The 26,464-nt window shown below is 45.7% G+C and carries 16 protein-coding genes; 1 reads left to right on the plus strand and 15 read right to left on the minus strand.

Annotation, left to right across the window (positions count from 1 at the left end):
• Positions 1-54 precede the first annotated feature (54 nt).
• The 5 genes from EJQ19_RS02945 to EJQ19_RS02965 all read right to left on the minus strand — a co-directional run bounded on the left by EJQ19_RS02945 (position 55) and on the right by EJQ19_RS02965 (position 6,462).
• Positions 55-1,827, minus strand: a complete 1,773-nt coding sequence (locus EJQ19_RS02945) for a hypothetical protein (RefSeq protein ID WP_126139707.1) — start codon at positions 1,825-1,827, stop codon at positions 55-57.
• A gap of 67 nt (positions 1,828-1,894) precedes the next feature.
• Positions 1,895-3,496: an extracellular solute-binding protein gene (locus EJQ19_RS02950; protein WP_126139708.1), complete on the minus strand. Its 1,602-nt coding sequence runs from the start codon at positions 3,494-3,496 to the stop codon at positions 1,895-1,897.
• Between the two features lie 42 nt (positions 3,497-3,538).
• Positions 3,539-4,420, minus strand: coding sequence for a carbohydrate ABC transporter permease (locus EJQ19_RS02955; RefSeq protein ID WP_126139709.1), 882 nt, complete (start codon positions 4,418-4,420; stop codon positions 3,539-3,541).
• Between the two features lie 13 nt (positions 4,421-4,433).
• Positions 4,434-5,384 carry an ABC transporter permease gene (locus EJQ19_RS02960; RefSeq protein ID WP_241242703.1) on the minus strand — a complete coding sequence of 317 codons (951 nt, stop codon included), beginning with the start codon at positions 5,382-5,384 and terminating at the stop codon, positions 4,434-4,436.
• A gap of 28 nt (positions 5,385-5,412) precedes the next feature.
• A complete protein-coding gene (locus tag EJQ19_RS02965; RefSeq protein ID WP_126139710.1) occupies positions 5,413-6,462 on the minus strand; it encodes a glycoside hydrolase family 88/105 protein in 1,050 nt (349 codons plus the stop codon).
• 203 nt (positions 6,463-6,665) lie between these two features.
• Between EJQ19_RS02965 and EJQ19_RS02970 the strand changes: the two genes are divergently transcribed.
• A complete protein-coding gene (locus EJQ19_RS02970; RefSeq protein WP_126139711.1) occupies positions 6,666-7,535 on the plus strand; it encodes a helix-turn-helix transcriptional regulator in 870 nt (289 codons plus the stop codon).
• A 268-nt stretch (positions 7,536-7,803) separates the two neighbouring features.
• Here EJQ19_RS02970 and uidA read toward each other — a convergent pair whose 3' ends face one another.
• The 10 genes from uidA to EJQ19_RS03020 all read right to left on the minus strand — a co-directional run bounded on the left by uidA (position 7,804) and on the right by EJQ19_RS03020 (position 26,456).
• On the minus strand, positions 7,804-9,603 hold the full coding sequence (gene uidA / locus EJQ19_RS02975; protein WP_126139712.1) for a beta-glucuronidase: 1,800 nt from the start codon (positions 9,601-9,603) through the stop codon (positions 7,804-7,806).
• Positions 9,604-9,631: 28 nt separating this feature from the next.
• Positions 9,632-11,917, minus strand: coding sequence for a glycoside hydrolase family 2 protein (locus EJQ19_RS02980; protein WP_126139713.1), 2,286 nt, complete (start codon positions 11,915-11,917; stop codon positions 9,632-9,634).
• A gap of 108 nt (positions 11,918-12,025) precedes the next feature.
• Positions 12,026-13,552, minus strand: coding sequence for an ABC transporter substrate-binding protein (locus EJQ19_RS02985; RefSeq protein ID WP_126139714.1), 1,527 nt, complete (start codon positions 13,550-13,552; stop codon positions 12,026-12,028).
• A gap of 57 nt (positions 13,553-13,609) precedes the next feature.
• Positions 13,610-14,488 carry a carbohydrate ABC transporter permease gene (locus tag EJQ19_RS02990; protein WP_126139715.1) on the minus strand — a complete coding sequence of 293 codons (879 nt, stop codon included), beginning with the start codon at positions 14,486-14,488 and terminating at the stop codon, positions 13,610-13,612.
• 14 nt (positions 14,489-14,502) lie between these two features.
• Positions 14,503-15,372 (minus strand): ABC transporter permease, encoded by an 870-nt coding sequence (locus tag EJQ19_RS02995; protein WP_420901659.1) that lies wholly within the window; start codon positions 15,370-15,372, stop codon positions 14,503-14,505.
• A 256-nt stretch (positions 15,373-15,628) separates the two neighbouring features.
• The gene (locus tag EJQ19_RS03000; RefSeq protein WP_126139716.1) at positions 15,629-17,170 is read right to left on the minus strand and encodes a response regulator transcription factor; all 1,542 of its coding nucleotides are present in this window, start codon (positions 17,168-17,170) and stop codon (positions 15,629-15,631) included.
• Between the two features lie 13 nt (positions 17,171-17,183).
• Positions 17,184-18,902 (minus strand): sensor histidine kinase, encoded by a 1,719-nt coding sequence (locus EJQ19_RS03005; RefSeq protein ID WP_126139717.1) that lies wholly within the window; start codon positions 18,900-18,902, stop codon positions 17,184-17,186.
• A 927-nt stretch (positions 18,903-19,829) separates the two neighbouring features.
• Positions 19,830-23,480: a carbohydrate binding domain-containing protein gene (locus EJQ19_RS03010; protein WP_126139718.1), complete on the minus strand. Its 3,651-nt coding sequence runs from the start codon at positions 23,478-23,480 to the stop codon at positions 19,830-19,832.
• Positions 23,481-23,553: 73 nt separating this feature from the next.
• Complete coding sequence (locus EJQ19_RS03015) at positions 23,554-24,903, minus strand: FAD-dependent oxidoreductase (protein WP_126139719.1); 1,350 nt, start codon at positions 24,901-24,903, stop codon at positions 23,554-23,556.
• Between the two features lie 11 nt (positions 24,904-24,914).
• Positions 24,915-26,456, minus strand: a complete 1,542-nt coding sequence (locus EJQ19_RS03020) for an extracellular solute-binding protein (RefSeq protein ID WP_126139720.1) — start codon at positions 26,454-26,456, stop codon at positions 24,915-24,917.
• Between the last annotated feature and the right edge of the window lie 8 nt (positions 26,457-26,464).

Genomic DNA, 26,464 nt, shown 5'->3' on the forward strand with positions numbered 1-26,464 from the left:
CTCACTCATTGAATGCGCTTTCATTTTAATCTCAGAGGGGACACGCCCCTCCCTTTATACCGACCAAATCGGCGCACCCGCTTCAATTTTTAATTCACTTCTGCACATTGCCCTCTGCATCGCTTCACGGAACGGCAGAACGCCGTGCGGCACGCCAACCCGCAGCACTTTGGCCGCATCCTCGTAAATAAGTTGGATTTCCTTCTCTGATCTTGCAACTGCGATGCTCATAATCTTGGCGGTAAACTCCTGCTCCGGACAATCGGCCCGTTCAAGCAGCAGCCCAAATGCAACATACGCTTCGCGCAACTCGGATAGACTGTGCTCTCGACGTTCCCCCTCATAGAGGACAATTTCAATGGCTGTTGCAGCTTCTTCTTCCTTCATGCGAAGTGTAGGCGTGTAATCGCCAAAGCGGCAGGACGGGATGATCAGACCAATCGTGACCGTTGGTGTGCAAATGCGTATTGGCTTGCCAATGATCAGTTGACTCGGCAGCAGAAGCTCGCTCCGATCTCCAATGAATTCAAATCGGAGCAGTAGGGAGGACGCCTCTACTTTGCCATCAATCGGATCCAGCGTAAAATGCTTGTCGCCATGATTGGAGCAGAAATGCGCAATCCCTTGCAGGAGCCCTCGCTGCTGAACGGTATGGAGCAGACCTGAGCTGAAATCGTAGCCATCGTGCAAGCAGCGAAAGCGCAGCGCAGCGGCTTGCTTGGCACTTCCCCAATATGCTGTCAACGGTCTGCGCTGATTCCATAGATCACAGTGATTAAATGAACCCAGCGTGAAGTCCGGTGTCAGATACGACGATGCAATCACCGGGGTCTCCCCTTTGACAATGACCTTTTGAGAGAAGCTTGCCGCCCGTTCCCCCTTAAAATACGGCACATAGACTTCCGGCATGTTAAGCCCTACCCGGGCCCATAGCGCATGAATATCCAGCTCCTCGTCCGGAACGAGCTCCAATCTGCCTTGGCCAGCAAGCTGAAGGAAGGATAAGAAGGCATTGCCTTGCAGTGTTTCATAGGAACGGCTGTGCGGGCCAGCCCATTGCTGTGTCGGCGCATGATAATGCTCCGCAATGGAGGCCCAAGCCATGTCATGAAGTTCACGAATCATCGTCAGACTTGTGTTATCCCGAATATGTCTCAGCATCAGAGACAAATCTTCAATTGCGACGATCGTATACGTTGGGGAATTGTACTCGGTAAAAGCGCCATGATACGTACAATATTCGTGCAGCAGCTGGAGCTTGCTCCGGCCGTATGCGAACAACTCGGCATTGCCTAGCAGCTCTCCGGCCAGCAGCGCAACATACGTCCCCATAATGCAAATATTCGTGTAGGACGGCAGGACATTCCGTCGCATAATCAAGCGTGCAGCGGCTTCGAGCGAAGCTTTGATCTTCGTATGAAGCTCAGCTGGCAATGCATCCGCATGGTCAACATAAACCTGGATTAACGCTTTGCCGCAGAAATCGGCCCAATTTCGATCCGGCGACGCCATGTCGTCGACCGGCTCTTCCATATAATAAGGCCATATGCCATATGATGGATGATCAGGATCTAGTACTTGATAGTGAAGCAAACGGTCAATGATTCGGGCTGCCAGCGAACAATCCCCGTCCGCCTGCCGGTCGAGCAGCGACAAGGCAAAGTAGAACGACTCCCGAATCATATGAACCTCGGCATTCCGTACATTGGTATGATAATTATACCCGGGACCTCTGGTTGTCTTGAGTGCCAGTGCTTGCAGATCGAAATCCTTCCACTGTTTATCGACAATTCCGTTAATCAACTTTTGAATGGCTTGTTCCTTCATTCGGCTGGCACTTCCTTTGGACAAATTCACTTGATGAGAAAACCCCCGAGAACCGGGGGCTGGCTTATTATTTTTTTACATTTTTGAGCGCTTCATTATATTCTTGTGTCACTTTCGTACCGTTTTTATCCATAAACGTTTTCAAAGCTTGATCCCATTCAGCGCTGCTCAATTGTCCCATGACATATTTCACTTTGGCTTTTACGAGGTCCATATACATGTCCGGCGTATTTTGTTCGGTTGCCGATTGCAGACCTGCGATTGGGCTTGCTTTCAAGTGTTTGATCAGAATATCGTTCGCTGCAATTTCCAGCTTCAACGTATCCGGGTCGTCGGTATCTTTTGTATAGTTCGTATTCTCCGGGTTAGGCAGCGCTTGTGTCGGCAAAATGTAGCCGCCGCCAAGCTTTGCGAGCTTGTCTTTATCTGTCACTTCCACGTTGCCGTCGGCGTTCTTCTTAAAGGTTACGCCTTCCAAGCCGTAGTTCTGCAGCATGTTGTATTTTTGCGCGCTGCCGACTACGTAGCCGTTGTCTTTGGACGGACCGTAATCCAGCCATTGCATGATCGTCTTGACTTTATTGGCATCCTTCGCCGCATTCGCGCTGATAAAGATCGCGCCAACGTTGCCAGGGCCGGAAACAACGCCGCTTTTGCCTGTCGGGCCAACTGGCGGCTCGAATGCAGTCAACTTCGCGCCAGGTGTTGTTTTCGGAACGGTTGAAGTGAAGTTGCGAATATTGGAGACGAAATCGAATGCAATCCCGCTCTTGCCGTTCTTAAAGAATTTATCTTGTGATTGATTCGCTTTATTCAAGGCAAAATCCGGATCGACCAAGCCTTCGGCAATAGCTTTTTTCAGCCAATCGAGGTACGTTTTATACTCTGGCAGCGTTTCGTTCATCACAAGCTGACCATCCTTCAGCACCCAGCCGGAGCCGTCCAAACCGAAGCTGTACAGCAGATCCGCCGCTCCCCAGAACTCACGACCGTTGAAGTCGCCGACACGTCCCGTAATTTCGCCGAGCTGCAGGCCGTAAGTATCTTTTTTACCATTGCCATCCGGATCGTTGTTCGTCATCGCTTGCATGGTTGCATACAACTCATCCAGCGTCTTAGGCACTGGCAATTTCAGCTTATCGAGCCAATCCTGACGAATCAGCGGAGCATTCGGAGCGGAGAGCAGCGAGCGAGCGATTGGGATACCGTACACTTTGCCGTTGTAGCTCATGTTGTCATAGTGCGATTTGGTGTATTTCAAATTTGGATATTTCGCAATGATGTCATCCAGCGGAGCAACCGCGCCTTGTTTAATCAGCTTCACGGCCGTCGCATCGAAGTTAAACGTGAACACGTCCGGCATTTCGCCCGAAGCGACCATGGCATTGAATTTTTCCTGGAAATTCGAGTTAGGAATCGGCGTAAACTTCAGATCCATATTGAACTTCTGATTGAGCCACTTAATGCCCTCGTTGTTCTCCACGTCCGGCACCGTATTCACATTCATCGAGAAGGTTACCGGCACTGGCTTTGAAGGCGTTGCAGAAGCCGCTCCCGTCGCCTTACTTCCACTGGAAGAGTCTGATTTGCCACAGCCCGATAAGATCAAAGTACTTCCGAGTACGACGGTGAAGCAAGTATAAAGCGTTTTCTGTGTCAATGGTTTCATTTCAAATCCCCCTTGGATTTAGCGAATGGATGGTGCAAAGCTTTACCCTTTAATGGAGCCAATCATGACGCCCTTCACAAAGTATTTCTGCAAGAACGGGTACACAATCACAATAGGCACTGTCGCAACAATGACCATCGCCATTTTAATCGGCTCCGCGAGCTGCGTCATTTGATCATGATCGATCATGGACGCATTCAGCTCCGATGAGCTAAGAACGAGCAGAACTTGCCGCAAGAACACTTGCATCGGCCATTTGGATGGCGAATTAATGTATAGAATAGCTTGAAAAAACTCGTTCCAGTGGCCAACCGCGTAGAACAAAATCATCGTCGCGACGATCGGCATGGAAACTGGCAGCACGATTCGGAAAAACGTGCCATACTCTGTGCAGCCGTCAATCGTGGCAGACTCTTCGAGCCCATCCGGAATGGACTGCATGAACGATTTGACAATAATGACGTTAAACGCGCTTGCCGCGCCGGGAATAATCAGCGACCACAGGCTGTCAAGCAAGCCAAGGCTTTTAACCAATATGAAGCTCGGAATCATGCCCCCGCTGAACAGGGTGGTAAAGAAGACCAGCATCAGCAGCGGATTGCGGAAAGGCAATTGCGATTTGGATAACGCATAGGCGAGCGTAAAGGTGACGATCAGATTCAATGCCGTACCCAACACCGTGATGAATACGGTGACACCCAGTGATTTGACCAAATCCCCTTGTCTAAAAATATAGGTATACGCTTCCAGCGACCAACCGCGTGGCCAGAGGACGAGCCCTCCCCTGCTCAGTTCAACGCCGTTTGAAAGCGAAGAAGCGAGTACGTTGACAAACGGCAGCAGCATGACAGCGGAAACGAGGGCGAGCACTACGTAATTGGCACGATCAAACAGTACCTCGCCAAAAGTTCGTTTAAATCTCATGGTTTCACCCTCCCTAGAAGAGCCCTTCTTCGCCCAGTTTTTTGGTGAGTTTATTTGCGCCGAGAATGAGGATTAGCCCTACAAGTGAATTGAACAATCCCGCAGCGGAAGCAAAGCTGAAGTCCCCTTGCAAAATCCCTTCTCTATACACATACGTCGCAAACACGTCGCCCACATCCAGCACGAGCGGGTTCAGCATCAAGAAGATCTGCTCGAAACCAGTATTTAAGATATGGCCAAGTTGCAGCAGGAGCAGCATAATGATCGTCGGCCGAATCGTCGGCAGCGTAATATTCCACAATTGCCGCCAGCGGCTGGCCCCATCCATGACAGCTGCCTCGTAAAGCTCAGGCGAAACAGAACTTAGTGCGGCAAGGAAAATAATCGTTCCCCAGCCGGTTTCTTTCCAAATATTTTGAAGCACGATCGTTATTTGGAACAACTCCGGCATCATCATCCATTTCTTCGCGGTGCCGCCCATCATCACGACCAGTTCATTGACGAAGCCGGTTGAGGAGAACATCAGCGAGTATATGCCGATGACGATAACCCATGACAGAAAGTGCGGCAAGTAAACGACCGTTTGTACTAAACGTTTATACAGGGCATTTCTTACCTCGTTCAGCAGCAACGCCAGCACAATCGGTGCCGGGAAGAATAGCACAAGCTTTAGCAAGTTAATCATCAGCGTGTTGCCAAGCAGTCTTAAAAATTTGTCACTTTGGAAAAAGTCTATAAAATGTTTGAACCCGACCCAATCGCTTCCGAAAAAACCCTGAAACGGACTGTAATCCTGAAAGGCAATCAGCACGCCCCACATGGGTAAATAATGGAATACCAAAAAATACAAGATGCCGGGAAGCGCCAGCACATACAGCCTGCGATAGCGGTACATGCTCCGAAGCAATGAGCTTTTTCTGGGGCTGGTTCTGGTTATCGATGCATCAGAACTCCGAACGTTCATACCTAACCCTCCATAACCATAGATTCGTTTACTCCAAACCGAAGCATTCCACCAGCAGCATCAGTACCATCCCTTGCCCATACAAAGTCGGTATTCGCTCAATAGTTTGATAAGCCTCGATCGTCGGCATGATCGGCGTACCTCCGGAAACGCTGCCTACTTCACCGGTTGCATGAATGTTCGCCAGCACGCCATTCAGCGCTTTCATCACGAAGTCTTTGTACCTTTCATCGAGCATGCCCCTTCGAATTGCCAGCATAATGCCGCAAGCGATTCCCGCACTGCCTGACGTTTCGTGATAAAACTCGGCTTGATCCATCACCGTGTGCCATAAGCCTTGCTCGTTCTGGTACGTGATTAACCCATCAATCATCCGTTTGTAGTGTAAGCCAATCTCGGACGGAATTGCAATGAGTTCGGAAATTTCAGCAAGAATTTCTGGTACGGCTACGCACACCCAAGCGTTCGCCCGCGTCCAGCGTGCCGCTGACAAATGGTCGCCTTGAGCGCAGTTCCATCCGTGGAACAGGACACCGGTTTCCTTGTCCTGCAGCAGCCGCAAATGGATGGCCACCTGTTCAAGCGCTTGCGCAGCAAGGTCGGCATCCTTGGTTAATTTGGCCGTCCTAGCCAGCAGCAAGACGGCCATGAAGATGGTGTCTGCCCATACTTGCTCGGGAAAGCTGTCCTCCTCTGTAACCGTATGCTCGAAAGCACCTTCCCGCGTACGCGGAGCTTCCTCTACGATCCAGCGGGAAATTTGCTTAGCCTGATCAAGATAGTAGGATTGTTTGGTTTGTTCGTACAAGCGAGGGAAGATGGCAAACGGCGCCATCGAGTTGATCACCTTCGTACGACCTGCTTTGTCTTGATTTCGATCGACCCACCCGGTCAAATAGTTCAGAACGTCCTCTTGGCCTGTTTGATCGTAATAATGAAGCAAGGCAATGACCCCAACACCGGGCACCCAATCCCAAGCATGAATATTCATCCCCCAATCTGTTGAATCGCTTTCCGTCATATAACGATAGACACGCTCAGCTGCATTTTTAATATGTTCTTTCTTTACGACAGCCATTTCTTGATCCCACTCCTCTGGTTGTATGCCGCCTTTCTCTGTTTCGCACCTCCGACTCATGTGATTAGCGGTATGAGCCAAGTATAGTATGAAAACGGATGCAAATCTCTCGATCAATTGCGTAAAACCATACCGATATTGCTTTCTTGAATTTTTCGATTTAGAATGAATGAGAGCGCATACTTCCAGAGGAGGATTGGCCTATGGCAGATCAGGCATATCAATCAACGGACTTTTTCGTAAACAATAAATTGCAAGAATTACCCATCCACATGAAATATAAGGAAACGGAAAAAAACTTTTACATGAATTTCCATTCACATGCCGGCTATGAAATTTATTTGTTTCACGAAGGCAGCGGTTATTTTGTCATTGAGGAAAACATCTATCCGCTCGAAGGCAACGATCTGATCTTGATCAGCGCGCTCGAGTCCCATAAAAGCTCGCCCAAACTGCAATTGCCGAGCACACGCTCGGCCATTCACTTTTTGCCCGAGCTGCTCGAACCCGAAATTCGGGAGCGGTTTCTTCGCGTATTCGATCGCCTGAACCAGCACCGGCACATTCGGTTAAGCGGCGAACGGCTGCGCCACTTCGATTATTTGCTGGAACGGCTGCATGAGGAATATGCGCGGCTCAATACTGGCGACTTCTTGGCGATGCGCATTTATTTGAACGAATTGCTGCTGGAAATCGATCGACTCGTCTTTAACGGGGAAGAAAAGGAGCTTGAACCGATTGCCCGCAACACAATTAATCCTAAAGTCGAAGAAGCTGTCAAATATTTGTCCAAACATTTCAATACGGACATTCCCTTGGAGAAATTGGCTCAGGACTTATATATCAACCCCTATTATCTCTGTCACCTGTTTAAAAAGACGATTGGTCTGACGATCACGGATTTTCTTAATCAGACTCGCATTCACCATGCCAAACGACTACTGGCCAACACCAATATGCCCATAACCGAAATTTCGGAAGCTGTCGGGTTTAACAGTTTTTCCTACTTTGGCCGCGCTTTTAAAAAAATTGCCGGAACCACTCCACGTGCTTATCGTAATAACACCTTATAGCCCGACTATTCCTCATTGTACAACCCACACCATTTGGACAATCGAGTAGGCCCATGCGCAATTGCATGGGCCTCTCACAGATCCGGACGTGCGGGTCAACGCATCCGGCTCCTCCAATATTATCCCCTCTGGGGATGATGTTCATCGTAAATAGCAAGAAGACTACAGAGTCCGTTCTGTTGAAATCATTTCACCGATAACATCGGTAAATTACCCCCTTTTATTCTATTCCGATGGGATAGAGGTCTGACTAAGTACGATTAATAAATCACTTTTCAATCTTATAGTAATAATCCTTTATATTCTGATAACGCTCCCTCAAGAAGTGAGCAGCTTTCTTTGGCCGTCTATCTCTGGTGAATACACCCTTCTTGTTTCCATCTACCCTGACAATCCCTTGCTTTGTGGCAAAATCAGCAAAGTTCCAGACGTGCTCCCCCGCCACGAAGTCGAGCTTATCCATAACTTGATGGTATGTTTTTAAAAATTCACACTGATATTCTTCCGACCACATAAGAGGCACTGTAGAAGTTAGTCCTTGAATGGTATCCGCGCCAAACTCCGTTAGAAAAACAGGTTTTCCTGTAAGTTCCCACCATGCCAGTAGCTCCTGATTCAGCACTCTGCCGGCCATCTCCAAATCATTGCCAAACGCATACCAGCCTACGTAGCGGTTTAAGCACAGCACATCGCTTAACGTATGAATTTTGCAGGTAGTAGGGGATGCGGCATAGTAATTGACAATCGTGAGCGGCCTTGTAGGATCAAGCTCCCGGGTTAAATCCGCGAGTGGCTTAAAATATTCATAAGCCCCTTCTTCTTCCCCGGCAGGTTCGTTCGCAATAGCCCACATCACAACGCATGCATGATTCTTATCGCGCTTAATCAATTCTTTAATAGCTGCTTTATGGCTTTCTTGGCATTGAACGGTTTGCCAGGTATTACGTGTATTTGATGATGCATACGCCCCTAATGATAGATGCAGTCCGACCGCGGCAACCTCGTCCACAACCACGATTCCCTCACGATCAGCCAATCGCATGATTTCTTCAGCATACGGATAGTGGGACGTACGGAATGAATTGGCCCCCATCCACTTCAATAAGCTGAAATCTTTGATATTTAACGCTTCATCCAAACCTTTGCCATGGATTTCCGCATCCTCATGCTTGCCAAAGCCTTTAAAGTAAAAGGGTTTTCCATTGATCAGAAACTGTTTTCCTTCCACCTTCACAGTACGAATACCAAAAGGTTCGCTATATGTGTCTACAACAGTTCCTTCCTTGCCAATAACCTCTGCTTTTAGAGTGTACAGATAGGCAGCCCCTGGTTCCCACAGCGTTGGTTTTTCAATTTCCAGGACTGCATGCACACCTGATGCTTCAGCGACCATGTTCTCCTGCTCATCCAGAATCGTTACCCTTACATTCGAAGAGCCTTCGGTTTCCACTTCACACTGAACGACGCCTGTTTGACCGCGAAGCTCCGAGCGAATGGTAATGTCCTTTACATACTGTTGTGCCGTTGTATAAATCCGAACAGGTCTGTGAATCCCGCTGTAATTGAAAAAATCATGGAAGTAGTCCTGCTTTCGAATCTCATTCCCCACAGAATCCCGTCTGACTTGCAGTTCGCCGATGGGAATCGTAGTGAAGTCGAGCACATTATTTACGAGCACGGTGACCCGATTCTTGCGATCAAAATAAACATATGGTGCAATATCCGCTTCAAACGGAGTATAGCCCCCGTGATGCTCCATCACCTCTTGACCGTTAACCCATACTTTGCCGTAATGCGTTACGCTGCCGAATCGGAGTACGATCCGTTTTCCTTGCCAAGCTTCGGATACGTAAAACTCCCTTTCATACCATACGTCACCCACATGATCTCTTACCCGCGCGTCTTCCACCAGATCATTATAGCTGGCCGGCACGGGCATGGGAATCGTACCCTGCAGTTGTTGTTCATATACTCTATTGGTAGCACCTGTTCCGTCATCAAGTTTGAAATTCCATATCCCATTTAACTCTATCAATTCTCTCTTCGTATTGCTTTGAGGATATAACATACCGGGATATCACTCCTGTTATTAAAGCTTATTTTTTAATCACGTTCAATTCTGTATTGATAACGGTAAGTAAATCTTTAGGAATTTTGAAGAAAGAGAGCTTTGACATCTTCTCAATCGACATGACTCCTTTGGTCAATTCAAACCTTGGATTATGTGTTGTATGCTCGAAATATTTAAGAAACACTGCTTTAGCTTTCTCATTCATATACAGATCTTCTATTGTGTCAAAAGTAGAATAATAGCCTTCTTTCAGTTCAATTTCCTTAACGTTAGTTAAATCAAATTTTTCAAACCAGTTCACAACATGCCTTGCCTCTTCCTTTTTCACATAAACATAACTTTTATCTATCTCGGACACGTAATGGAGCACTATTTCATCGGAGTAGATAGCGCCTAGCTCATCGACACCCACAACCTTGAGGTGATTCTCACCTCGAACTAGAGCTACGTCTTTCACCAACTTCACAGGCTGATCATTTTTTACTTCCTTGAGCAGGACTTGATCTTTATAAATTTTGATAACAGAAATATTGGAAAGAATAACAATGTCGTTTAACTCATTATGCCTATTAGTAAATCGGCGGCCGGCAATGTGGACAAAAGAATTCTTTGACCAATGGGCTTTATATAAATAATAGGCATCTTTCTTTATTTTCCGGTCAATCGTTACGAGCCCCTTCAAATTCTTACCTGACTCGCCGCCTTCGTTTCTATTTGCACTGCCAAAGTCGAACATATTCCATACATAACCGCCCAAGACATAGGGCCTATCGTTGATTGTCTGTAACGCATTTTGATGGAAGAGCAGCTGATACTCCTCGGTGTAATCTTTCACTTGCGGAGAATAAGAATGAAACCTAGGGTTCGTATCTACGCCATATTCCGCAATAAGAACAGGCACATTGGGCTGCACTCGATGGAATCGATCCAGTCGTTCCCCCAGATCCTTCATTTCCCCATAGTACCAACCATAATACAAATTGTAACCGACAAGATCCGTGATGGAATTGAGCAAACTATCGTCTTCAACCGAATAAATATTGGCTTGAGCCGTTAGCCGACCCGGATCCAAGTGTCTAGCCAGAGCCTTTAACCGTTTTACACTTTCATATGTTTTCTCGTTTTCAACAGCAATTGTGATTTCATTCTGTACTCCCCAACAATAGATGGAGCAATGATTATAGGCCTGCTTAATCAACCTCTCAAGCTGATCAACGGCATTCTGATTTTGCGGATCCTGAGTTGAGGGAATACTAATGAACGGTACTTCAGCCCACACTAGCATCCCGTAATGATCACATAAGCTGTAAAAGTAATCATCATGCTGATAATGCGATAGGCGAATGGTATTCGCACCTATATCCCGAATTAAGGACATGTCCTCTTCCATGTGAGCCTTAGTAATGGCATTACCCACACCTGCATAGTCTTGGTGACGGCTAACACCATTAAGCTTTATGGGTTTACCGTTAAGCAGCAATCCTCGATCTGCTGTTACTTCTGCCGTTCTAAATCCATACTTAATGGATCGCATGTCATAAGTATGTCCTTCTATATTTATGGATGCATTGACGGTATATAGATATGGATTTTCTATACCTTGCCAAAGAATGGGAGTATAGATCACACTTTTTATATTAAAAGCGGTTTCGGCGATTAATGTTAATTCCATTCTTTCTTCCAAAACCATATTGCTTTCTTGATCGTTCACTTGAACGATAAGGACTCCTGTTCTAGGAATGGAAGATTCATTGATTATTTTTCCGAAAACCTCCAATTCAAAGGCGTTATTCTCCAATTTCTTTTGACTTAAATACACACCATCTCGCCCTTGATCCAGCAGGTCAAAATGGATATCCTCCATCACCAGGAGCTTAACATCCCTATATAATCCTCCGTAAAACGTAAAGTCCGCCATAAGGGGGAATACATCCTTGTGTAGGCTATTGTCCACCATGATGGATATAAGGTTTTCTCCAGCCTGAATATAAGGATTCAGAGGTACTCTGAACATGGAATATCCACACCGGCTCTCACCGGCACATTGTCCATTGATGTAAACCGTACCGATCATCCCTGCTGCTCCGATTTCCAAGTACAGTCGCTTCGTCACGTCCACTTCGGGGAGAGTAAGCTTTCTTTGATACCAGCACTGTCCTCGATAATAAGGAGTTCCATCTTGCCCATCAATTTGGTTCCAACAATGCGGAATTGTAACGTCCTCGCCCTCTTGAATATCTTCCGATGAATAGGTAACCGTATTATTTTTGGTAAAAATCCAGCCATCATTCAGCTCAACTGTTTGTACCATCGGCTTAACCTCACTTATAACTAAAATTGGAATATAGTTCGCGGCAGATTCGCTCACAAATTGCAAGGAACCTACCGCGGATTTCGTGACTATGGAAATAGTAAATCTTTATTTATTACTCTTAGCCCATTCATCCAACTGTTTTTGCTTCTCCGCAATGATCTTATCCAAGCCCGCAGCCTTTAACTGCTTATTGAATTCGGGCAGTTTCGACTCTGGATCCAACATTCCTGTCTCTAATGCTACTCTAAACTGATTGATTACATTATTCGCCGCAGCAATCTCTGTTTTTACAGGCTCAGCGTTGAAGCTGAAACCAATCGCTCTAGATATGACCGCACTCTTGTTGAACTTAGACATTTTATCCCAAAGCTGCGGATCATCTCCGTTCCAAATATAGGATAAGAATTGGTTACCGAACATGTACCCTTGTTGCAGATTATACCCGGAGTTCGAAGCATTGACCCCTTCAGGGAAATCGATAACGTCCCCTTTTTTCACGTAATGCTTACCTTCTACTCCCCAACTGAACAGATTTTGCAGATCTTTATTCGTGTATAACAAGTCCAGCAACATCATAGCACGTTCCGGGTTCTCTGAACTGCGTACAATGCTCCAAGAACTTCCTGTAATTTTATCTGTTGTCGTGATGGGCGGCGATAGGCGAACGGACACCATCTCCTTACCTGTACTCCGGGTTTCCTGCTGCTCGATACCTGGCTTCATCGAAGATAACCATGAGAAACCTCTCCCTGCCTTGACGAGATTATATTTGGTTTCTGTATCCGTAGCAGCATCTTTCGCGATATATCCTGCAAGGTACCATCTTCTTACCGTTTTTAGCAAATTCTCATATTCCTTAGTCTCGAACCAATTCACGACCTTCAACTCATTACCATGTATGGGAAGGACGCCAAACTGGTTCCCTAGAGGATCAATAAGCGATCCTACATAAGAATCAATAATAGTAGAGCCATATTTAACAGTTGGTGTCACACCTGGCTCATTATCTTTGATCATTTTAAATATCGCATCCAGATCATCTAATGTTTTAATGCTATTTATGTCAATCTTATACTTCTCAACAAGATCCTTACGCATCGTCACGCCATAATCCGAGGCCAAATCTTTAATATTAGGCAAGCCATAAATTTTCCCGTTTACTTTTGTTGCATTCAAAATTTGAGGATTTTGTTCATCCAGAGCTTTTTTAGCGTTTTGACCATATTTTGCAATAAGCTCATCCAGTGGAATAAAATGTCCCAGGGCAACTGTGTTATTGAATGAACCTCGAACACTGCTATACATGAGGTCAATCTTTTCGTTACCGGCCAGCATAACGGTCGTTTGTTGAGCCCAAGTACCAAAACTGATCGGTACAAGCTTCACAGTAGCATTCATTTTTTCTTTCGTAATTCTGTTGATTTCTTCTGTAACCACCTGCAATTCTTTCGGCTGGTTATTAAATGGGAACATCATGACAATTTCATATGGTTTTAACTCACCTGTACTGCCTGATCCATTCGTTACGTTCTGGGGCTTTTCACTGCCATTCGAGCTACAACCTGCTAGTAAGACACTTGCTCCTATTCCTAATAATATCATTTTTGAACTCCACTTCTTCGGTGCAACCATTTCAAAACTCCCCCTTATTTGAATATATACTTAATTGGCATATACCAGTTATAGCCTTTAACCCTTTACAGCGCCGACGGTAATCCCTTTGATAAAGAATTTTTGAAAGAAAGGATAAGCAGCAATAATCGGAAGGACGCCTATAACAGCAATAGCCATTCGCATCGATTCCAAAGGTAAATGCGCCGCCGCTTCCATCGTTTGACCATCGCTGTTCTGCATAAATTGGATATCCAGCAAAATGCGGTTTAATAAATTTTGGAGGCTGTAATATTTGCTATCCGTAATATAGATTAGACCATTGAACCAGTCGTTCCAATATCGAATGGTTTGGAATAGACCAACGGTGGCAAGCACTGGTGTTGATAAGGGGACGACAATTCTTATAAAAATTCTTGACTCCTTCGCTCCATCAATATAAGCCGACTCAATAATCGATGGGGGTATGGAGGTTGCGAAGAAGGTACGCATGAGAATCACATAAAACGCATTCACCAGTAATCCCGGAATAATTAGGGCCCAAATCGTATTCTTCAAATCAAGTAAATTGGTATAGACCAAATACGTAGGGACAAGTCCACCATGAAATAACATAGTAAAGAAAACGTAGAAAGCCAGAAACTTGCGAAATGGCATCTCTTTCCTGGATAGCGGATAAGCAAGCAAAGAAATAAATGTTAGTCCTATTAGTGTCCCTACGACGGTTACTAGTATCGTGATTCCATACGCTCGCATGATTGTCGTAGCGTCATTCCAGAGATACTCATATGCTGAAAAACTAATTGTCTCAGGAATTAGCGAGTATCCGCTGCGTATCATCTCCATATCGTCCGTAAAGGATGCCGAAACCAAAAGAAGAAAAGGAAATACACTGCAGATGGCAAAGAGCAACATAATCATATTCAAAAACAACTGATATCCTTTATTTGTTAGCATGGGCGTCACCTTCCTTAAAACAGTGCATTCTCGCTGTTTACTTTTTTAACAATAAAATTGGATATCATAACGAGAATAAATCCGACAAGAGACTGGTACAGCCCAGCAGCAGACGCCATTCCGAAATCACCTAAATTCATAAGTGCTCGGTATACATAGGTATCAATGGTATTAGTAACCGGCATCAAAGCCCCTGTATTCAAGGGCACTTGATAGAATAGCCCAAAGTCAGAATAGAAAATACGTCCGATGGCTAATAGTGACATTATCGTAATGACAGGAGTAATTAGCGGTAGAGTAACACCCCACATCTGCTGCCACCGGTTGGCCCCATCTATCGTCGCGGCCTCGTAGTATTCTTGATCAATCCCAATAATTGCTGCTAAATAAATCACACATAAATATCCTGCGTCCTTCCATGTGTGCACAATCGTTAATATATAAGGCCAATATTTCGTTTCTGCATACCATTCGATTGAATTCATCCCCAACATAGGAAGAATCGATGTATTGATAAATCCACTTTCAACATCCAAAAATGATAATACCAGGTAGCCCACAATAACCGTGGAAATTAAATAGGGCAGTAAGATAAAGCTTTGAAACATCCGTGACAAAAATCGATTCTTTATTTCATTCAACATGATTGCTAAACCGATGGCAAACACTGTAGTTAAAATGATAAATACGACATTATAGAGAATTGTATTTCTTGTGATGATATAGGCATCAGTTGTCTTAAACAAATATTCAAAGTTTTTGAACCCTACCCAGTCGCTTCCCCAGATTCCTTTCGCAAAATTGATATTTTTGAATGCAATGACGACCCCAAACATAGGTAAATAATTATTAATCAACAGATACAGAACTCCTGGAAGCGTCATTAAGAGTAATGCCCGGTACTTAACCACCTTTTTTAATAACGCTCTCGTGGCTGTAACTTGTTGGGGCTGTACTTCTGATCGTGATGCTTCATATGCCCTTGTGTTCAATGTCATCTCCCCCTTATTCAACTCTTCGGTTCTTATAAACTTTATATTAAGCGAAACGATTTTAAGCAACTACCATAAATCCGCACTCACACTTTTGAATTTCCGTCCTAACAAAATAAACATCCCGAATCGGGATGTTTATTTGAAATTAGCGACTCGTTCTTCTATAGTCCTGAGGCGTCATCGATACCTCTTTCTTAAAAGTGGTTGAAAAATAGGCAAAGTTGGAATAACCGACAGCTTGTGCAATGCTGCTCACCGGTAGGTCCGAATGCGCAAGAAGCTCTTTAGAAATGCGGATCCTTTCTTGCGTAATATAATCCGAAATCGAGATTGCCGTTTCCTTCTTGAACAATTTTACTAGATAATCCGGACTTAGACCGATATAGTCCGCAATGTATTGCCGGGATAACGGCTGATCGATATGGGAAGTAATGTAATGCTTGATTCGATCCACCAAAGATTCACTTTCCCCTTCATTCTGCTGTATGAAAGTAATTTCCAGAACATCTTGAACCCAAGATTGAAGATCGTTGACAGATCTCGTAGCGATGAGTGCTCGATCAGGCGACAATTGATCCTTGAATAGTTGGTCCGATTTTAGACCATTTTGCTGCAGAGTATACAGAAGCATTTGCAGAAAACTCTGGTAAAATTGTCTCAAGCTTTGGGCATCGAGCCCCTCAATTTGTTTCCAGGAATGGAGCGTACTTGTGATTTCCGCATGCAGCTTCTTTTTGTCCCCTTGCTTCATCATTTCCGCCCATATGTTCATTTGAGGCCAAGGAATGTCTTGCGTCTTAACGCTTTGTTCACGAGATGCGATGACCTGTTTGCTTAGAGAAACATTGTTAAGGTGCAGATACATTAATTGATCATACATGGCTAGCATATTTGGAATTCGAGTCAATTCACCGATATAGCAGGAAACCTGGCAATAAAAATATTGATGACTGGCTTCAATGAAAGCTTCACACAACTCTTTCAGCTTCTCTTCTGTTGGAACAGACTCTCTCTCCAATTCAAGGATAACCAAGATAAGCCCGGTTTTCACCTGAATGATTTGACCCTTGTTCCCCTGCTGAAGTATAAGCTCTTCTGCTGTCTTTCGAAGAGCATATTCCATAATATGTTCCTCGCGAACGGACAGCTTTTTCTCCCAATGCTGAACGCCTATCAGGATCGGTAGAATGCTTGCCGTTTCGGACAAAGGGATGCTTTTTTCGAAGAGAGCTTTCTTGATTGCTTCAGGGTGAGAAGGAATGCTTTGTTGTAGTAAGTCCAGCCAGAAACGTTCCATTACTAATGGTCTTTCGGTTTTTATTTTATAAATAGCCTTCTGTACGACTTCCTTTAATTCATTTTCCGGTACCGGCTTCAGTAAATAGTCCAGGCTTCCTAATCGAAGCGCTTGCTTGGAATATTCAAAGTCAGCGTGGCATGTAAGAAAGATGGATTCTGTTTTTAAGTATTTTTCTCTTGCCCATGTCAACAGCTCCAGACCATTCCCCTGTGGCATTTCAATATCACAAATCATCACATCAATCGAATGACTTTCGAATATCTCCTTAGCCTGGCGGATATTATAAGCAACAAAAACTTTGGAAATTCCAAGCTGGTCCCAATCAACGCTAGCTTTCACCTTATTGGCAATGTATACTTCATCATCTACAATCAATAACGTGTACATATTAAGGACCTCCTTATCCCGACTGAAGCGGAAGCATGATGGTAATGGCCGCACCAGGATGATTAGAGAAGCTTATGTTCGCTTGCTCTTGATACAGCAGCCAAAGTCTTCGTTTCACATTCCAAATTCCGATATGCTCCCCCGAATCATTGTTCATAAGGGTTTCATTTTGCTCCAGCTTCTGTAAAACTCCCGGATCAAACCCTTTGCCGGTATCTTCAATTCGAATGATCATCCGGTCCAAATGGTGTACGATCTCAACATGAACTTCAATCGGTTCATCCAAAGAAACGGCATGCTTGATCACATTTTCAATAAATGTTTGCACGATTAAAGGAGGGATCTTATAGTTCAATAGAGCTTCTGATATAGAGAAATGAGTAGTAAGGCTCCCAGGAAAACGAAACTCCTGAATACGCAAATAGTTTTGAACATGCTTGATTTCATCCTTTAGCAGCACGAAATCCATGTGACTACGAAACATGAAACGGAAATATTCAATTAAGGATAAGGATAGCTCCTTTAGTAAACGAAAATTTTGGTCCTCTGCCAAGTAGTATACGATATTTAAGGAGTTCAAATAAAAATGAGGGTTAACCTGCAATTGCAGATGCTTTAACTCCGCCTTTTGGTTGTTTAAACGTTCTTCATAAACATTGATTTTGAGCTCCTGTATTTGAACCATCATATCGTTAAAGGTTTCATTCATCATTCGGAATTCTTGAGATATCGGCGTATCAACGATCCGAGCCTCCAAGTTGCCGTCCTTGATCTTGCGCATCGCTACAATAATGCGATTAATCGGCAGAAGTACGGTCCTTCTCAAGAAATATAAAGCTCCGATTAAAACAAAGACCGCCCCAATAGTTATTATCAATATAACACGCTGTGTATAAGGAAGCTGTTCAATAATATTACGATCCGGTATTACGGCAAGCAAACTGAAATCTCCTTTGCTTGATTGCTCACCAATGACCAAATATTTCCGGTTCGTGCCAGTAAGCAAATAAGTGCCCTGTTCATAATTCAGCTGAATCTCCTGCTCCTTGTAAAAATTATGGTCCATCAGCGGTTGATTATCAGCATCAACAATCAGCGATCTTCCGTTTTTCCCAAGATCCAGCAGATCAAGCGGTACCATGACTTCTTTGGAATTTACAAGCGCACCGATGTAAACATTTCCATACTTAATTAAATGAATAAGATAAGGGATTCCATTTATAGTAATTGTTGACCACCGATTCGTGCTATAAGACGATAATTTCTGAGTATCCTGAGTGAGCTGTCTTAGAGTATCTTTGAATTCCTTAAGGTCGGGACTCTCCGACACTGAAGCTTTTGGAGCAAGTATTAAGTCTTGATTTACAACGGAGTAAGCAAAGAAAAAATCAAGCGCATTATACGAATTGCTTTTCTCATACAAATCCCGGAATAACTGATATTTGGCCAGATTATACGCATCCTGATCCTGCACAGCCGGGCGGTCCAAATAAGATAACCCTGCATTCTGTGCAGCAAATTGTAGGAGATAATTATCAATATTATTTAAATCCTTATCAATCAATCCCATGTACAAGTGGAGCAAGTTATTGCTCGATTGTGCCACCTGATTACGAACTACGCTTATGGAATAATAGCTGTTATAAACAAGGAAAGAAATAACCGGTAGCATGATAACAAATAAACCGAAAATTAACTTGAAACGAATCGTATTAAAATTTATCGATTGCATGATAAAGTCTCCTTTAACCTATTGTGAAGGAAAATAGGCTGACTATATTTTCAAAGTTTTTCTCGATTCATTATACAATAGAAAATTCAGATGAAAATACGTGCAAAATTTGCGATGCTTTTAGGTTAATGGTTATTACACCATACCTTTAACTGCATCTAAGACTACTGTGTTACTTTAAAGCAATATTTTCATTTTCGAACAGATTGTACCATGTTACAGAAGAAGGACTAGGGGCCATCACTTTATTAAAATTCATGGATTAGGAGTAATAGGAAGTGAACAGCAAAAAGCCACGCCTGCGTGGTCATCTTGGCATGGTTTTTGTAGTTAGCGTCGAAACTAAGTATAGTTAAGTTTATAGCTGAGAAAATCCAAAATTTCTTTTTGTTTGGCACTTGAAAGTAATCTAAACTGAGATATTAGCTCTAACTCAGTGGGACTAAGACTCCAAACATCAGCTAATTTCAAATCCTTACTATAATCTTCTTCCAATAGCATATTATATCCGTTTTCTCAGAGCACGAATTTTATCTCCAATCATGCGGCACGTACCTTAATTTTATTTTCACTACTTATGACAAGATTGGTTCCAGAGATAAGACATTGAAAATGAAGGTTTTTTTATTGACTATTACACTAATTAGAAATGCCCGACAAGTCAAGGTTCCTTGATTCATCGGGCTACATTTTTTATACAAATCTACGTTCCAATTCTATGCCAAATAACGTTCCAATCAGTGACAAAGTGAATTACATGTAATGAATCTACGCCAGTACTCGGGAAAAACCGGTGTTCTGAAATGTCTTGATGATAGTAAACCAATTATTAGGTATCCATTAGAAAAGAATGAAAATTTTTGTGGTTCTCAAAAAGCGAAGGAGCTAAGCGCATCAGGCCGCTTAGCTCCTTATTTGTGATTCGTCTCAAGGCTGCGCGTCAAGCCTCTCCAAATACAACACCACCATGCTTTTCTCCGGCATCAGGTAATGCTGCAGCGCTTGTTCATCCGTCACCACAGTTGTGACGGCCGAGATCGGCGCGCTAGTCGCCGTATTCGTGGAAATCAGACTAGGTGCCGTTAGGACTGTCTTTTTGACCACTTTATACGCATGTTCAAATTCAAAGCCGATATCGCGCTTCATCCGCGAATCTCTGTTCACAAGCACAAGACGCAATCCGTCCGCATCGTCCGTCATCGCATTGACCGTAAACGTATTATTATCCTGCGTAAGATTCGTGTAGTCCCCCGTTACGTCCGCTTTTACGACATCCGTCCCCAGCGCTTGCTCCATAGTCGTCATCATTTCCGCAATGCCCGTACGATAAATGCCCGACGGTCCCAGGCCCAAGGTGAACCATGGGCCCGATACAAGCGCATGATAAGCAGCCATCGTAATTTCAGGTCGATTGTACATCCTGTTAATGAATTGGGCTGTGCCCAGAAGCCCTTCCAAATCATGCGTTCGGTACGAAGCTGCCGAATAATCCGTTTCCGTGCCTCGCAGCGGCCATACGGCATGTTCAGAAATGTACACGTTCACAGCATGACCGGAACCATTGCCGACTTCCCATGCATGAATATCATCCCGAAGATAGTTGAGATACGCTTCTGTATTGGCTATTGAATTACCGAGATAATATGGGTGGAAGGCAATATAGTCGATGCTGCTTCCCAGTTGTTGCAGCACCGCATTATGCCAGTTCCGCCAAGTACCCGAAGGAGCCCCATCCCCCCATGGTGCCGTTTTGGCCAACGCTGCAAATTTCGCCGATGGATTTACAGCTCGCACAGCTGCGATAATCTCCGTACACTTTTGAATATAGTCCGCGTTGCTCATCCCCAGGCCATGATCCAATTCGTTCCCAAGCTCGAACACGACGTTGACTGGATCCGCTATGCCGTATAGCCTGCGCAGTGCGCCCCAATCCGTTCCGCCATTGGGATTCGTAGTGCCGTCGCCCGGACTTGTCAGAAACTCCGCCAAATCCGCCGCATCTGCGGCATAATCCGATTGCAGCATATTAAATGTCCATGTAAACAAACTGTTCATATTCACGCTTTGTACGGACTTTAACCACTCCACAATACCGAAATTCATCGGCGTCGTCGGATACCATTGATTAGGAAAGCCTGTTCGCTGTGCATAAGGCCCCAAGGTTTGTTTCCATTTAAAATATTGCGAATCCGTTCCGCCCATTCTGCTGAGCGGCAGAGACAGGCCTTGCATGGCGGTTGCATAATCATCCCGGATGGCCAAGCTCGGACTCTGGTTCATGATGACGCGCTGGCTTTCTTGCCAGTCATTGTTGAAACCGAGCAATTCCTTATCCGCGTGCCGTATGACGTCCGATTCGCTGACACTCACCTCAGCTGCCGCAACCGAGCGGTAAGGCGTCACCACTTGCAGGGTCGGACCATTGTCGGTCCAGTTGCTGCTGCCATCGCCCGCTTCTACGCGGAAGGTGTAGGCGGTCTCTGCCAGCAGCCCGCTAACGGGATACGCGTACACAGTCGAAGTCACGGCAATCTGCTGTCCATTTTGCAGAATGCGGTACTGCGTGACGCCAAGATCATCCGCAGCTCCGCTCCAGTGCAGGGTAAGCGATGAATAATCCACGTCGGTTGCCGTTAGCGAACCCTGAATCCAATCTGGCTCTTGCAGTGTTCTTGTACTGAAGTCAGCGGCAATTCGATCATTCGTCCAGTTATCGCTGGCATCACCCGCTTCAATCTCAAAGTGATAGCTTCTCCCCGCCTCAAGCCCTGCCAATGTGTAAACGTTACCATTTACAGTTATAGGCGGTTCGGCATCTCGATATAACCGGTATTTCGTTACACCTACATTATCGGATGCACTGGGCCATGCTAAGTTAAGGGTATGTCTCCCTTTTCCCGTGGTTGCGATCTGCGCGTTGGAACCCCACACCGGAGCTTCGACATCCGGCTCAAAAGGAACCATGACAGTCGTTTCAAGTCCCTTATACATGCCCTTCAAGGTAATGCTTCCCCCTGTCGGCGCCCCCCCGTAGTTCAGCTTGTTATTGGCTATGGTCGCGCTGCCGGCGACTACGGACCATGTCACCAAGTCGGACTCCGTGACCGGGAGCAACCAGCCACCACAATTCCCTGTGAGATTTGCTTGGTCGGCCAAATCAACCGACTCTGTTACTTTATAGCTTCCCTTGGACATGGCCAGCTGAATGGCATCCGGGCTTCTCCCGACATACACATCATCGATGTACAAGTTACCGGAGATGGCACCAACTGCATTCCATCGGCCCCATGACAGCTTGATTGTATTCGCTCCAGCCGGGAATATAAACGTTCCGCTGATCTTCGTCCAATCTTGATTGGGTGGAATGGTAACAGGCGTTGCCGCATTCGCTACCCAGCTGCTATTATTGTAAGCCGCGATTTGTAATGCAGGATAAAAGCCCGTGGGCTGTGAACCCGTTGGCGTGATGCCATCGCTTTTCACCCACGCTTCATAGTAATATTTTTTTCCCGGCGTGCCTGCCATATCCTGATAAAGCTGCAGATTGGTGTTCCCGCTCAACGCAGCTTGTAAGCCGTAGCTCCCTCCTCGTCTGACCGCATTCTGCACCGTAACCGCAGCAAAGCTGGCGCTGTACTGCCCCCAATTACTTCGATTTCCGGCTTCGAATCCTCCATTCAACACGATATTCCCGGGAATGGGAGCAATGGGATCTCGAATAAAGGGAACCGTGACCGTCGCTTCAAGACCCGCGAACGTCGCTTTCAGGCTGACATCTCCCCCCGACATATCGCCTGTATACGTCAAGTGATTGCCCACGATCACCGCGCTGCCGCTTGTCACTTGCCACCGAACCGCACTGGACGGAGCGATTCCGGATGACGAACCGTTAAAGCTTCCCGTAAGGTTCATTTGCGTTGTAAGATCGACCGAATCTGTTACTAAAAAGTTAGGCGCCGTCAGTGCCGCCTGCAGAGAATCCGGTGCTTTCCCGATAAATACATCATCCACATACAGCGTGCCGGAGATAGCGCCCACCGCATTCCAGCGCCCGAGCGAAAGCTTAATGGTATTCGCTCCGGACGGGAATATAAACGTACCGCTGACCTTCGTCCAGTCTTGGTTCGGTGCGATAGCAGCCGGTGCTGCCGGGTTGGTTACCCATGTGCTGCCATTATAAGCAGCGATCAGCAAGGAAGGATAGAACCCATTGGGCTGCGACCCCGTTGGCGAAATACCTTCGCTTTTGACCCATGCTTCATAATAATACGATTGCCCGGGAACGCCCGTAACGTCTTGATACAATTGCAGGTTGGTGTTTCCGCTAAATGTTGCCTGCAAGCTGTAGTTGCCCTCATGTTTGACTGTATTTTGGATAGAAACCACAGCAGAATTCGAACTATATTGCCCCCAATAATTTCGGTTGCCACTCTCGAATCCTGGATTCAGCAAGGCATTCTTTTCCACTGTATCTGCATATGCAGGCGCTGCTCCCCAAGGAATAATTACAGATGTCATCATCGTAATTAGTAGTATACAAGACATAAACCTCCATCTTAGCCTCATAACCATGCACATCCTCCTATTTGAATTTCAGATGGTTGGCTCCCGGTTCTACTCGCTATCCTCTCCCTTAACATCAGGTAGTTATCTATAGTACAATCGATCCACCGCTCTTCAACTGATGTCGAAGCTGCTGTACATCCACATCTACAAATCCCTTATTCTCTGAAAGCCCTATATAAGCAGCAACGCCCGCAGCTTCGCCAAGTTGATTCATATTCACCATGACCCGCACGCCGCCAAAAGCAGTCTCATCCACATCCAACATTCTGCCGGCCACAATAACATTCTTGTAGGGTCCTTGCGGCAATAAGCTTCGATACGGAATTTGATAAAAGGTGGGGTCAATCTCAACCGGTTCCCGCCACTTGCCCACTTCATGCGGATAACCAGGCCGGATATACACCTGCTCTCCATTTAAGTATCTGAACGTCAGTCCAGGCTTATCTTGATGATGAATATCCACCCGATAACTTCCGTTCGCGATGGCATCATCAAACCGATGGCCATGCAGCACGTTATCCCCTGTCAATTGATAATGACAGTCAATATGGCGCGTTTCCCGCGTGCCGATGTACGATGGAAGAGAGACAAGCGACATCTGGTTGCCTTGACCGTATTTGCGAACCATGTCCATGATGGCTCTTACTTGTCTGCGGCCTTCCATTTCACTGTAGGTCAATGCCTCGCCGTCTGAACTGTTGGCGTGATACACACGCGTTCCCGCATACATGTACACGTGTTTAGAATTTGGAACTTGAGCGCCCCAACCAAAGCCTTCAGGAATATGAAATTCTTCTTTATACGCAAGCAGCGCTTCCGCCAAATCAAATCCTTGCAGCCCAGGCTCCCACCCATCGATCTTGGCGCATGCCGTTGACGGCTGAAACTCAGGGGAGATGCGGTGCCCAATTCCCAGCCGATCACACAGATCACCGTCACCTGTGGCGTCTATGAACATTTGGGCTTTAATCGCGCCACGCCCGGATTTATTCTCCACAATGGCGGCCTGAAGCTCCCCATCTACGACGTAGGGGGCAACAAACATCGTGTGAAGATAGACCTTTACATTTGCTTCCTGAACGAGTCGATCTAATTCGATCTTAAGTTCCTCGGTATTGAGCAAGAAACCCGAAGAGTGGTTCTTCTGGTGCTCAATCACGGCACCTATCCGATCCAGCCGCTCGATGGTCTCAAGCGTCAATCCGGCTATAATCTGTTGATTGAATTCGGTATTGTGCAGCGAATGCCAAATATTTACTAAACCCGATGTCGCAACGCCGCCGAAAGCGTTCTGTTTCTCAATGATAACGACCTTTGCGCCCAGGCGAGCGGCTCGAACAGCAGCAAAAACGCCAGTGCAGCTACCCCCTAGGACACAAATGTCTGCCTCGTAGAAAACAGGAATTTCTCTGGCTTCTTCACGTAACAAATCCATTCAACTCCGCTCTACTTAATCAATCCTTTTTCTTTAAAAGCTTTCTCTGCCTCGTCGACATACTTTTGAAGCTGGTAGGTCGTATTCAACGTTTTCACAAAATCATCGAACTGTTCAACCGGACGTTTCCCATAAATAAATTTGATAAACTCTTCATTCTCGAAACGATCCTTATCCGATTTGTTTAAGCCTTCCGGTGTTTTTACAAAGTTATTGTACACTTTGATGTACGGCAGGTTAATCGCGAAATCGATGTAAGCTTTTTGCTTGGCGAACTTCGTATACAAGTAAGGCAGCTCATCCCGGCCGGTCAACTGCAATTGAAAGGTCGATCCGAGCTCTGACATCGCCGGAAGCGGTGTAATCACGCTGCCTTCCTTGGTATAGTGCGTACCTTCAAAGCCAAACATCACCATGTTCTGACCTTCGCCTGCCCCTGTGATGTAGTCGAGATAGGCTAGCGCTCTTTCTAATTTCTCCGGTGTTTTCTCGATGGCTTTCGGAAGCGCAATTCGCCAGTCTGTTGCGCTATAGTCGAACGCGCCGTTAAATTTACCGGCAGGTCCCGTCGGCGGCTCAATGGCAATGAACTTGGCATTGGGATTCGTATCTGTCGTCAGCTTCACGAACTCATCCTTGAACATATCCGACCAATTGGCGTAGATGACGCCCACTTGACCTTTTTGAGCTTTCGTAGCTGCTGCATTTCCTTTATTCGTCAGGATATCCGGATCGATCGCGCCCGAGGCATACAGGCTATTGATGTAAGTGAGCGCTTGCTTCATTTCCGGTTGGGTGCTCGAATATACCGCTTTATTATCTTTGATGGTAAAATTGCCCTCCGAACCGAAAGCAGCGCCAAACGCCCCGAAGAATGGTGCGAACACATCCAATCCGGTTCCCGTCAGCCCGTAAGTATCTTGTTTGCCGTTCCCATCCGGATCCTTATCATGAAAAGCTTTAATGACGGTTGCCAATTCGTCTAATGTAGTCGGAACAGGCAGGTTCAGTTTATCCAGCCAGTCCTTTCTTAACATCACCATGCGGTAAGGGACCGCTGCCCGCTTCGGAAGCGTCATGAGCTTGCCGTCCACTTTCCCTTTGGTTAAGTCAGCTTCGCTGTACGCCTTTTTCACATTCGGCATTTTATCCAAATAATTCGTTAAATCCAGAATGGCCCCTTGCTTCGAGAATTGCTGCATTTGATCATTCGAAACGGTGAAAATATCCGGCGCATTGCCGGCAGCGACTCTGACGTTAATTTGATTGGCATATTCATTGTTGTTGCCCGTCTGCATCACGTTAAAGTCGAAATCCACGCCGAGCTTCTTGCCGATCTCGGCTTGAATCCGCTTGTCGACATCGCTTAAACCGGTCCCGCCGATCAGCACGCTTAATTTAACCGGTGCCGTTGATTTCGCAGAAGCTGCCGGTGCGGTTGCACTCGCGGAGGTCGCTTTGCCCCCATCCGTGGTTTCTGTTTTCCCACATCCGCTTAATAAGATACTGATCGATAACCCGATGACTGTAATGCTTGTCAATGAAACCTTCATAGAACCAT

The sequence above is a fragment of the Paenibacillus whitsoniae genome (assembly GCF_003955665.1).
In the GTDB taxonomy this organism is placed as follows: Bacteria; Bacillota; Bacilli; order Paenibacillales; family NBRC-103111; genus Paenibacillus_E; species Paenibacillus_E whitsoniae.

Excerpts from the sequence above, each read along its gene's own strand:
- EJQ19_RS02965 (WP_126139710.1), bottom strand. The coding sequence starts at position 6,462 with ATGGCTGTCGTAAAGAAAGAACATATTAAAAATGCAGCTGAGCGTGTC.
- EJQ19_RS03020 (WP_126139720.1), bottom strand. The coding sequence starts at position 26,456 with ATGAAGGTTTCATTGACAAGCATTACAGTCATCGGGTTATCGATCAGT.
- EJQ19_RS03005 (WP_126139717.1), bottom strand. The coding sequence starts at position 18,902 with ATGCAATCGATAAATTTTAATACGATTCGTTTCAAGTTAATTTTCGGT.
- EJQ19_RS02980 (WP_126139713.1), bottom strand. The coding sequence starts at position 11,917 with ATGGTACAAACAGTTGAGCTGAATGATGGCTGGATTTTTACCAAAAAT.
- EJQ19_RS02985 (WP_126139714.1), bottom strand. The coding sequence starts at position 13,552 with ATGGTTGCACCGAAGAAGTGGAGTTCAAAAATGATATTATTAGGAATA.
- uidA (WP_126139712.1), bottom strand. The coding sequence starts at position 9,603 with ATGTTATATCCTCAAAGCAATACGAAGAGAGAATTGATAGAGTTAAAT.
- EJQ19_RS02960 (WP_241242703.1), bottom strand. The coding sequence starts at position 5,384 with ATGAACGTTCGGAGTTCTGATGCATCGATAACCAGAACCAGCCCCAGA.
- EJQ19_RS02995 (WP_420901659.1), bottom strand. The coding sequence starts at position 15,372 with ATGACGCTTCCAGGAGTTCTGTATCTGTTGATTAATAATTATTTACCT.
- EJQ19_RS02970 (WP_126139711.1), top strand. The coding sequence starts at position 6,666 with ATGGCAGATCAGGCATATCAATCAACGGACTTTTTCGTAAACAATAAA.
- EJQ19_RS03015 (WP_126139719.1), bottom strand. The coding sequence starts at position 24,903 with ATGGATTTGTTACGTGAAGAAGCCAGAGAAATTCCTGTTTTCTACGAG.
- EJQ19_RS03010 (WP_126139718.1), bottom strand. The coding sequence starts at position 23,480 with ATGTGCATGGTTATGAGGCTAAGATGGAGGTTTATGTCTTGTATACTA.
- EJQ19_RS02945 (WP_126139707.1), bottom strand. The coding sequence starts at position 1,827 with ATGAAGGAACAAGCCATTCAAAAGTTGATTAACGGAATTGTCGATAAA.
- EJQ19_RS02990 (WP_126139715.1), bottom strand. The coding sequence starts at position 14,488 with ATGCTAACAAATAAAGGATATCAGTTGTTTTTGAATATGATTATGTTG.
- EJQ19_RS02950 (WP_126139708.1), bottom strand. The coding sequence starts at position 3,496 with ATGAAACCATTGACACAGAAAACGCTTTATACTTGCTTCACCGTCGTA.
- EJQ19_RS03000 (WP_126139716.1), bottom strand. The coding sequence starts at position 17,170 with ATGTACACGTTATTGATTGTAGATGATGAAGTATACATTGCCAATAAG.
- EJQ19_RS02955 (WP_126139709.1), bottom strand. The coding sequence starts at position 4,420 with ATGAGATTTAAACGAACTTTTGGCGAGGTACTGTTTGATCGTGCCAAT.